Origin of the sequence: Microbacterium sp. (assembly GCF_041909575.1) — a bacterium.
Lineage (GTDB): Bacteria > Actinomycetota > Actinomycetes > Actinomycetales > Microbacteriaceae > Microbacterium.
This window is the reverse complement of sequence record NZ_JAYRDE010000026.1, coordinates 19,885-29,609: the sequence shown is the minus strand read 5'-3', so window position 1 is coordinate 29,609 and position 9,725 is coordinate 19,885. Positions and strand designations below refer to the sequence as shown.

6 protein-coding genes are annotated in these 9,725 nt (G+C 70.9%); 3 read left to right on the top strand and 3 right to left on the bottom strand.

Translation table 11 applies throughout. The features are described from left to right. Together ACE3O1_RS05875 and ACE3O1_RS05870 are read right to left on the bottom strand one after the other, a co-directional pair. Nucleotides 1-736: phytoene desaturase family protein (locus tag ACE3O1_RS05875; protein ID WP_374313393.1), on the bottom strand; the 736-nt coding region annotated here is incomplete at its 3' end. Further along, on the bottom strand, nucleotides 733-1,236 hold the full coding sequence (locus ACE3O1_RS05870) for an SRPBCC family protein (protein ID WP_374313391.1): 504 nt from the start codon (nucleotides 1,234-1,236) through the stop codon (nucleotides 733-735). The genes ACE3O1_RS05875 and ACE3O1_RS05870, both read right to left, overlap by 4 nt. A 198-nt stretch (nucleotides 1,237-1,434) precedes the next feature. Between ACE3O1_RS05870 and ACE3O1_RS05865 the strand changes: the two genes are divergently transcribed. The 3 genes from ACE3O1_RS05865 to ACE3O1_RS05855 are packed head-to-tail and all read left to right on the top strand — an operon-like array spanning nucleotide 1,435 to nucleotide 4,666. Next, on the top strand, nucleotides 1,435-2,373 hold the full coding sequence (locus tag ACE3O1_RS05865; protein ID WP_374313389.1) for an SDR family oxidoreductase: 939 nt from the start codon (nucleotides 1,435-1,437) through the stop codon (nucleotides 2,371-2,373). 58 nt (nucleotides 2,374-2,431) lie between these two features. Beyond that, nucleotides 2,432-3,277 (top strand): helix-turn-helix transcriptional regulator, encoded by an 846-nt coding sequence (locus tag ACE3O1_RS05860; RefSeq protein WP_374313387.1) that lies wholly within the window; start codon nucleotides 2,432-2,434, stop codon nucleotides 3,275-3,277. 54 nt (nucleotides 3,278-3,331) lie between these two features. Further along, entirely contained in the window at nucleotides 3,332-4,666 is a 1,335-nt protein-coding gene (locus ACE3O1_RS05855; RefSeq protein ID WP_374313385.1) for a flavin monoamine oxidase family protein, read from the top strand. Here the strand turns inward: ACE3O1_RS05855 and ACE3O1_RS05850 are convergent. Next, on the bottom strand, nucleotides 4,663-9,705 hold the full coding sequence (locus ACE3O1_RS05850; RefSeq protein WP_374313383.1) for a family 78 glycoside hydrolase catalytic domain: 5,043 nt from the start codon (nucleotides 9,703-9,705) through the stop codon (nucleotides 4,663-4,665). The genes ACE3O1_RS05855 and ACE3O1_RS05850 overlap by 4 nt on opposite strands. Nucleotides 9,706-9,725 lie beyond the last annotated feature (20 nt).

The following is a 9,725-nucleotide window of genomic DNA, read 5'->3' as shown; positions in this document are numbered from 1 at the left end:
CGACCTCGCGCTCGAGCACGACCTCGCCGCCGAGGGCGCGCAGGTCGTCCCCCATCGCGTCGACGATCGCCTGGCTGCCGCCGAGGGGGATCGGCCAGCCGCGCGCGTGAGCGTAGGCGCCGAGAGCGAGGCCGGCGCCCGCGGCCGCGATGCTCGGCTGCGACAGGATCGTGTGCGCGGCGACGCCCGTCATCAGGGCGGGTGCGGCCTCCTCGCGGAACCGAGCGTTCCACGCCGGACCGCCCTGCTCCAGCGCGCGCAGGCCGAACGACACCGCGGTGACCGGATCGCCGGGGATCCGCAGGAGCGACCCGCCCGTGAAGTCGGCGACCTGCGTCGACCGCTCCACCAGGGGGCGCATGATCCGTTCGTAGGATGCCCCGTCGCGGCCGAGCCCCTCGCGGGTCCGGGCGAGGTCGCGGTACGCGAGCGCCGCCCGCCCGCCGTCGAGGGGGTGCGCGTACGACAGGTCGGGCGTGACGAACTCCACGCGATCGCGCAGGCCGAACTCGCGGAAGAACCGCGACTCGAAGGCGAGCGGATGCACCGCCGAGCAGACGTCGTGGCGGAACCCCGGCAGCGTCAACTCGCGGGTGGCCGCTCCCCCGCCTGGCTGATCTGCGCGCTCGTAGACGCGCACCCGCAGGCCGGAGCGCGCGAGCGTGACGGCCGCGGCAAGCCCGTTGGGGCCCGCGCCGACGACCACCGCGTCGAGGTCACTGCCGGTCCGGCTCACGTCGTGGTCGCATCCTCTCCGCTCGCGACGCCCTCTGCCCCCGCGGTCGTCTCGTCGAGCGGGCGCGATGACGTCCCCTCAGCAAGGTACGCCAGTCTGTGCAGCGTCTCCGTATTCCGCCAGTGCAGGAACGCATCCATGATCGGCTCGGGCACATACCGCCCGGGCCCGGCCACCGCCTCCTCCTGGATGCGCACGACGCAGCCGTCACCGCGCGGCTTGACGTCGATCGTCACGCGCGCCTCGCCGATCGGCCATCCGCGTGCACGCATCACGAGCTGACGCGGGGCGATGCAGGACTCGATCTCGGTGCTGTCGTCGATGAGGAACGGCCAGACCCCGAACGAGTGGTGCAGCCGCGTGCCGGTGGCCGGCCAGAACTCGTCGACCTCCCGCATGCGCGAGGCACCGACCACCCACGACGGATAGAGCCATCCGTTCCCCAGCACCCGGAAGACGTCCTCCGGGGTGCAGTTCAGCTCCCTGACGTTTCGCGACATCCGTCCGCCTCCTCGCTCGATGTGCTTCGACCGTAGAAGAGACCGATGCCCGGGCCGAGGCGGTTGCGCGCGCGGGCCGGCTGTGATTCAGGACAGGTGCCGAGACAGGGATCGGCGGTCCCAGGGTGAGCGCGCCCTGAATGCCGCGCGGCTGCTCCCGCACGCTGGAGTCACGCATCCGAGCAGACAGGAGCCCTCATGCCGAAGAACATCGACATCCCCCTCCCCGACCTTTCCGGCCGTCTCACCGTGGTGACTGGAGCGAGCGACGGCGTCGGATTCGAGATCGCCGCCCGCCTCGCCCGCAGCGGCGCCGCCCTCGTCCTCCCCGTTCGCAACCGCGCGAAGGGCGAGGCCGCCGCCGGGCGCATCCGCGAGCGGACGCCGGACGCCGGCATCCGGGTCCTCTCCCTCGATCTCGCCTCCCTGGAGTCGGTGACCGCCTTCACCGCGACGATGGTCGACGAGGGCCGGCCGATCGAGATCCTCATCGCGAACGCGGGCATCATGACGCCGCCGACGCGCCAGCTCTCGCCGGACGGCCACGAGCTCCAGCTCGCCACGAACCACCTCGGCCACTTCGCGCTCGTCGCGCAGCTGCTCCCGCTGCTCATCGCGGGCCGGGCGCACGTGACGAGCCAGGTCAGCGTCGCGGCCGACCAGGGCGCGATCAACTGGGACGACCTCGACTGGGAGCGAAGCTACGACGCGATGAAGGCCTACAGCTCGTCGAAGATCGCGTTCGGCCTCTTCGCGACCGAGCTGCACAGGCGATCGGATGCCGCGGGCTGGGGTCTGCGCAGCAACCTGTCGCACCCGGGCGTGACCCCGACGAACCTCCTGGCGGCCCAGCCCGGCATGGGCAGGCCCGACGACACCGCCGCCGTGCGGTTCATCCGGGCGATGTCGCGCCGGGGCCTCCTGTTCGGGACGCCCGCGTCGGCCGCGCTGTCGGCCGTGTACGCGGCGGCCGATCCCGATGCCCGCGGCGGCCGGATGTACGGACCCAGCGGCTTCCGGCACCTCAGCGGGCCCCCGGCCGAGCAGTGCCTCTACTCGCGGCTGCAGAACGAAGCCGAAGCCCGGCGGGTGTGGGAGATGTCGCAGCGCCTGACAGGCGTGCGGGTGGCCGTGTGATCCAGACGGGGATCGTCGATCCCTGGCTGGGCGGTTGCTCATGACGCAGACTCGAAGCGTGGACAGAGATCAGCTCGCCGACTTCCTCCGGCGTCGCCGCGCCGCGCTGCAGCCGGAGGACGTCGGTCTGCGACGCGGCCCGCGCCGCCGAACCGCGGGGCTCCGCCGCGAAGAGGTCGCCGCGCTGTGCGACATGTCGGCCGACTACTACAGCCGCCTCGAGCAGGGCCGAGGGCCGCAGCCGTCCAAGCAGATGCTCGCCGCCATTGCGCGCGGTCTGCGGCTCACGCTCGAGGAGCGGGACCACCTGTTCCGGCTCGCCGGCCACACCGCGCCGGCGCGGGCGCTGCGCAGCGAGCACGTCTCCCCCGGCCTCATGCGGGTGCTGGACCGGCTGGCCGACACTCCCGCCCAGGTGATGACCGAGCTGGGCGAGACCCTCGCCCAGACGCCGGCGGCGCGGGCGCTGTTCGGCGACGAGACCCGCTTCGAGGGCTATCGTCGCAGCGTGGGCTACCGGTGGTTCCTCGAGCCCGGAACTCGGGACGTCTACCCCGCCGAGGATCACGAGATGCATTCGCGGTCATTCACTGGCGACATCCGCACCGTCTACGCGAAGCACGGACCGCACTCGCGCGCAGGTGCGATGGTGCGCTCGCTGCTCGAGGAGAGCCCTGAATTCTCCGAGCTGTGGGAGGCGCACGAGGTGCGCTCGACGCACCCGCGGGAGAAGCGGCTGCAGCATCCCGAGGTCGGCATCATGGAGATGCAGTGCCAGATCCTGCTCGATCCGGAGCAGGGTCAGACGCTGCTCGTCCTCACGGCGACGCCCGGGACGGAAAGCCACGACAAGCTGCAGCTGCTCTCCGTCATCGGCACGCAGGAGGTCGGAAGCCCTCGCTGACGCTCGGTAGGGTCGGGAGTGCGCCGCGGGGCGCGCGAGCAGCGGAGGTCGCCGATGGAGCATTTCGACACGATCGTCGTCGGTGCCGGGGTCGCCGGGTTGACGGCCGCCCGGCTGCTGACCCGCCAGGGCCGGCGGGTGCTCGTGCTCGACGCGCGCGACCGCGTCGGCGGGCGGGTTTCCACCGACCACCGGCTGGGGCGCGCGACCGACATGGGTGCCTCCTGGATCCACGGCGTGATCGGCTCACCCGTGGCCGAGGCCGCCGAGGCCTTCGGCATGCGCACGCTCGAGTTCACCGTCGGCGGCTACCAGCCCGACAGCCGCCCGATCGCGCACTACGGTCCCGACGGCGTGCGGCTCTCCGACGAGGCGGCTGCCCGCTACGTGGCCGACATCCACGCCGTGGACGCCACCCTCCTCGACGTGATCGCGGAGTCGGCTCCGGATGCCTCGTACCGCGACGTGACCGAGCAGGCTCTGGCCGCGCAGGGGTGGGAGGCCGAGCGCACCCAGCGGGTGCGGGAGTACCTAGAGCACCGCTCCGAGGAGCAGTACGGCGCGTGGATCGACGACCTCGCGGCGCACGGCCTCGACGACGACTCCATCGACGGCGACGAGGTCGTCTTCCCCGACGGGTACGACATCCTTCCCCGACGGCTCGCCGAGGGTCTCGACGTCCGCCTCACGCACGTCGTCTCGCGCGTCGCGTGGACCGCGGAGGGGGTCGTCATCGAGACCGACTACGGCACCGTGAGCGCCGACTCCGCGATCGTCACCGTGCCGGTCGGGGTACTGCAGTCGGACGAGTTCGTGATCGAGCCGCCGCTGCCCGAGCCCGTCGCCGGAGCACTCGGGCGTCTCAGGATGAATGCGTTCGAGAAGGTGTTCCTGCGGTTCGCCGAGAAGTTCTGGGACGACGACGTCTACGTGATCCGCCAGCAGGGCCCCGAGGGTCGCTGGTGGCATTCCTGGTACGACCTCACCGCGCTCCACGGCGAGCCGACGCTGCTGACCTTCGCCGCGGGTCCTGCGGCGGTGGAGACCCTCGACTGGTCCGAGGAGCGCATCGTCGCGTCCGTGCTGGAGCAGCTGCGGCGACTGTACGGGGACCGCGTCCCGAAGCCGACCCACGTGCACGTCACCGACTGGCAGGACGACCCGTTCTCGCGCGGCTCGTACGCCTACATGACGGTCGGCTCGACGACCGAGGACCACGACACCCTGGCCACCCCGATCGGCGGCGTGCTGCACCTCGCCGGGGAGGCGACGTGGACCGACGATCCGGCGACGGTCCCCGCCGCGATGTTCTCCGGCCACCGTGCCGCCGAGAACGTGCTCGGGCGTGAGGTTCCGATCGAAGACGCCTGGGCTCCGCTTCCCTCCTAGGACAGGCTGAGCGCGACCAGCTGATCGAGGGCGGCGTCGGGGATCTCGACGCCGGGGAAGCGGGCGAACTGCCCCATCGGCATCGACTCGACCATCTTCAGCATGTTGCCGTTGTCCTCCGCCGCGGCCAGCTGCTCGGGGGTGGCATTGGCCATCATCGCCTGCATGAGCGCCGGACCGACGACCGGATGGCCGAACCACTGACCGACGGTCGACTCGAGTGTGAGGGCCTCCGGCCGGTCCTGATCGCCTTCCAGAGTGACGCTCACCGCCGTGGTGATGTCGGCCGAGGACCGACCGATCTCGACACCGTACGATCCCGGCTGCACCCACCACCTGTCCTTGACGACATCCCAGTACGCGAACGCCCGACGATCCAGCGCGATCTCCACGATGCGCGACTCCCCCGGCTCGAGCTGGACCTTCTCGAACCCTGCGAGCTCCCTTCGCGGGCGGCGCACCGTTGCCGGGGCACCCGCGACGTAGACCTGGACGACCACCGCGCCGGCCACGTTCCCGCTGTTGCGGACCGTCAGACGCACGACCGCTTCGTCCGGCCCCGTGGCCGACACCTGCAGGGCGTCGTGTTCGAAGGTCGTGTAGGACAGGCCGTGCCCGAATGCATACCGCGCGGGACGACCGATCGTCGTGTCGTACCGGTAGCCGACGAACACTCCTTCTCCGTAGCGGACGACCTCGTTCTCGCCCGGGAAGTTCAGGAAAGAGGAAGTGTCTTCGAGTCGATGCGGGATGGACTCCGCCAGGCGCCCGGACGGGTTCACCGCACCGGTGAGGACGTCGGCGAGAGCACTCCCCACCGCCTGGCCGAGAGCCCAGCCCTCCACGATGGCGTCGACGGCGTCGTGCCAGGGCTCCAGCGTGACGACGCCGCCGTTCGAGAGGACGACGACCGTGCGGCCGGCGCGACCGGCGACCGCCTGAATGAGCGCGACATGGTCTTCCGGAAGGTCGAGCGTGGTCCGGTCGAACCCCTCGGATTGATCCTTCTCGTACAGTCCCACGAAGACCACCGCGACGTCGGCGGCCGCCGCGGCATCGACGGCCTCGTCCCGGAGCGACGTCGACTCGCCGGTGGATGAGTATCCCGGGGCGTAGGAGACCGCGTCCGCGCCGAGCGCCGTTCGCAGGTGCTCCAGCGGGATGTCCAGACGAGTCGGGTTGACGTGCGAGCTGCCGCCGCCCTGGAACTGCGGGTCGGCCGCGAGCTCGCCGAGCACCGCGACGTTCTGGCCGCGCCGGAGCGGGAGGGTCTGATGCTCGTTGCGAAGAAGGACGATGCCGGATGCCGCGGCCCGCCGTGCAAGCTCGTGGTGCGCGTCCGCATCCAAGATGAGCGGGTCGTCGGGCGCCTGCGTCTTCTGCGCGAGGGCTGCGACCCTGTTCGCAGCCCGTTCGACAACGGTGCGGTCGAGTCGACCCTCGCGGACGGCCGTCAGGATGGCATCCGTCCCATCGTCGCCGGTCCCCGGCATCTCGAGGTCGAGCCCGGCCCGCAGAGCCTCCACTCGGTCCTTGATGGCTCCCCAGTCCGACACCACGACGCCGTCGAACCCCCATTCATCCCGCAGGAGATCCGTCAGCAGCCACCGGTTCTCCGAGGCGAACACTCCGTTGATCGCGTTGTACGCACTCATCACCGACGTGGGCGCGGCGTTCTTCACAACCCGCTCGAAGGCGGGGAGATAGATCTCGCGGAGCGTCCGCTCGTCGACCTCGGCGCTCACTCGCATCCGATCGGTCTCCTGACTGTTCACGGCGAAGTGCTTCACCGAGGTCCCGACACCGGTGGACTGCACCCCGTGCACGTACTCGGTGGCGAGGACGCCGGTCAGCAGCGGGTCTTCGGAGAGGTACTCGAACGTACGGCCGCCCAGCGGGGATCGCTTGATGTTGATGGCCGGGCCGAGGAGCATGTTGACGCTGAGCGCCCGAGCCTCGGCGCCCAGGGCGGCGCCCACCTCGCGCATGAGGCTGCGATCCCAGGTCGAACCCATCGCGGCGCCGGTCGGGAAGCAGGTCGACGGCAGGCTCTCGTTGAACCCGAGATTGTCCGCTGTGCCGGACTGTCGGCGGACTCCGTGCGGGCCGTCGACCATGACCATCGAAGGAACGCCGTCCGACTCCCGTGTCGACCAGAAGTCGCGCCCGGACAGGAGCGATGCCTTCGCGATCAGGTCGGGGTCGTCGACATCCAGCGCCTCGGAGGTGAGGATGTCCGCGGGGATCTCTTCACCCGCGGCAAGGGCGGCGAACCCGCGCTCCAGGTCCGCCAGTACTCCCTCAGGATCGGGCAGCATCCCGGTCACCTGGCGCGGTGTCACATCGTCCTGCCCGCGAAGCCCGCCGGTCATGTGCTCGGCCGCACCGGGCACCCACTTCGCGATGACACCGGTGAAAACAGCCATCGCCGGCTTGCTGTCGATGAGATCGCCCAGTCGCGAGTCGACGGTGAAGACATGAACGACGTCCCGCTCGATCTCGAACGGCTCGATCCACTCGTGCGCCCCGGCACCGACCGTGAACGAGCTGCCCGACGGCAGCGTCACGTCAGCACTCACCCCGACCGGCACGGTCGCCGTGACGCGGATCTGCCCGTCGGCGATCTCCCATCCGGCCGACGCTGAGCCGTACGGAGTCGACAGCGTCGCCATCGCGGAGGTGAGGCCGCGTCGGGGAGGCTGCGGGGCGATGCGGAGCCGGCGGTAGCCGGGGGCAGCGGCGGCGAGACCGGCCACCACGCGATGCATCCAGTCGGCGACGGCGCCGAAGGCGTAGTGGTTGAACGAGGTCATGCCGCTGGGGTTGACCGTGCCGTCGGGCAGGAGCGAGTCCCACCGCTCCCAGATGGTGGTGGCGCCGTGCTCCACGGTGTAGAGCCATGACGGCGCGTCGGTCTGCAGGAGGAGCCGGTAGGCGACGTCGGCGTGACCGTTGGCGCTGAGCGCATCGGTGATGATCGGCGTGCCGATGAATCCGGTGGAGATCTTGTACCCGTTGCCGGCGACGATCTCGGCGAGCCGATCCGCGGCGCGCTGCCGCGCCTCGGCATCGTCGATCAGGTCGAACACCAGCGCGAGGGCGTACGCGGTGGCGGAGTCGGACAGCAGGCGGCCCGAACGGGAGACGTACTCGCCGTGAAATGCCGCCCTGACCTCGTCGGCCAGCTGCTCGTACCGGGCTGACTCCGCCTCGCGGCCCAGCAGAGCGGCGGCGTCGGCGACGATTCGAGCGGAACGGGCGAAGTACGCCGTGGCCACGATCTCCGGGTACGTCTGCGCCTGCTCGGGCCGGTTCGCCGGCGCCGTGGGGTCGAGCCAGTCGCCGAACTGGAAGCCGGCACTCCAGATCCGGTCTTCGCCCGCGGCGGCGGTCACCTCGTCGACCCACGAGACCATGCTGTCGAACTGGGTCTCGAGCACGCCGAGGTCGCCGTAGGCCTGGTAGATCGCCCAGGGAACGACGGTCGCGGCATCCGCCCATCCTGCCGTCGGTCCGCTGTACCCGGTGACGACCGCAGGAACGACCATCGGGGTGCCCCCGTATGCGCGCTGCTCGCCAGCGAGGTCCTTCAGCCACGAGGTGAGGAAGCCGGCCGCGTTGTAGAGATAGGTCGCCGTCGGTGCGAACACCTGGAGGTCTCCGGTCCACCCCAGCCGTTCGTCGCGCTGCGGGCAGTCGGTGGGGACGTCGACGAAGTTGCCCTTCATCCCCCAGACGACGTTCTCGTGAAGGCGGTCCACGAGCGGGTCGTCGGTCGTGAACCAACCGGTGCGCTCCATGTCGGAGTGGAGGACCTCGGCGGTCACGTCGGCAGGGTCGAGCTCGCCGGGCCATCCGGTGACCTCCGCGTAGCGGAACCCGTGGAACGTGAACCGCGGCGCCCACGCCTCTACGCCGTCTCCCGCGAGGACGTAGGTGTCCGTGGCCTTCGCACCGCGCAGCGGCTCCATCGCGAGCTCGCCGCGCTCGAGCACCTCCGCATGGCGCAGCGTCACGACCGTGCCGGCGTCGCCGCGCACCGTCAGCCGCAGCCTGCCGACGAGATTCTGACCGAAGTCGAGGATGGTCTTCCCGGATGGTGACGTGATGACCTCCTCCACGGCACGCGTCTCCACGACGCGCACCGGCGGGCCGTCGGGGGCGACGAGCTCGACGTCTCCCAGCTCGCGGGTCACGACCGGAGCCCACTCGCTGGCGTCGCAGCCGGGCGTCGACCACGCCGGATCGAACCGGCGAGCGTCGAAGTGCTCGCCGTCGTACAGATCGGCGGAGACGATCGGGCCGGCGGACGACACCCATCCGGGCCCGGTGGCGACAGTCTGCCTGCTGCCGTCGCTGTATTCGATCTCCAGCTGCACGAGGACGCCGAGGTCGTCGCCGTACAGCGCCTTCTTCCCGCCCCAGCCGAGATGCCCGCGCCACCAGCCGTCGCCGAGCCACGCACCGATCACGTTGTCGCCGGAGTGGACGAGATCGGTGACGTCGTAGGTGAGGTAGCGCAGCCGTGACTCGTAGGCCGTCCAGCCGGGCGCCAGCTCGTCGTCGCCGACCCGGCGGCCGTTGAGCTCCAGCTGGAACAGCCCGTGACCGGTCGCGTACACCCGGGCGCGCGCGACCGACGAGCCGGCGGCCCGGAACGATCCGCGCACGAGCGGGGAGGCGATCGAGGAGTCCGCGGGGCCGATCAGCTGCGCCGCCCAGTCCGCAGGCTCGAGCAGGCCGGCCTCGACCGCCGACCACGCGCTCCATTCGCTCGGCACGCCGTCGGCATCGAGGACTCGTACGCGGATCTCGCGACGCTCGCGGGAGGCGAGGCGTGCGAAAGGCCAGGGAACGAGCACGGAATCGGCGCTCTCGACCTTCGCGAGCTCGCCGCCTCGCTCTTCGACCTCGTAGGCCGCCTGAGCCCACCCCGCCGGCGCCTCGGTCGTGACCCAGGAGAGTCGTGGCCTCGGATCGCCGATTCCGATCGCGGCGCGGTGATGCTCGAAACGGACGGGCGTGACGGTGACGGACATGCGTGGGATCTCCTGGAGGC

Excerpts from the sequence above, each read along its gene's own strand:
- ACE3O1_RS05855 (WP_374313385.1), top strand. The coding sequence starts at position 3,332 with ATGGAGCATTTCGACACGATCGTCGTCGGTGCCGGGGTCGCCGGGTTG.
- ACE3O1_RS05865 (WP_374313389.1), top strand. The coding sequence starts at position 1,435 with ATGCCGAAGAACATCGACATCCCCCTCCCCGACCTTTCCGGCCGTCTC.
- ACE3O1_RS05870 (WP_374313391.1), bottom strand. The coding sequence starts at position 1,236 with ATGTCGCGAAACGTCAGGGAGCTGAACTGCACCCCGGAGGACGTCTTC.
- ACE3O1_RS05850 (WP_374313383.1), bottom strand. The coding sequence starts at position 9,705 with ATGTCCGTCACCGTCACGCCCGTCCGTTTCGAGCATCACCGCGCCGCG.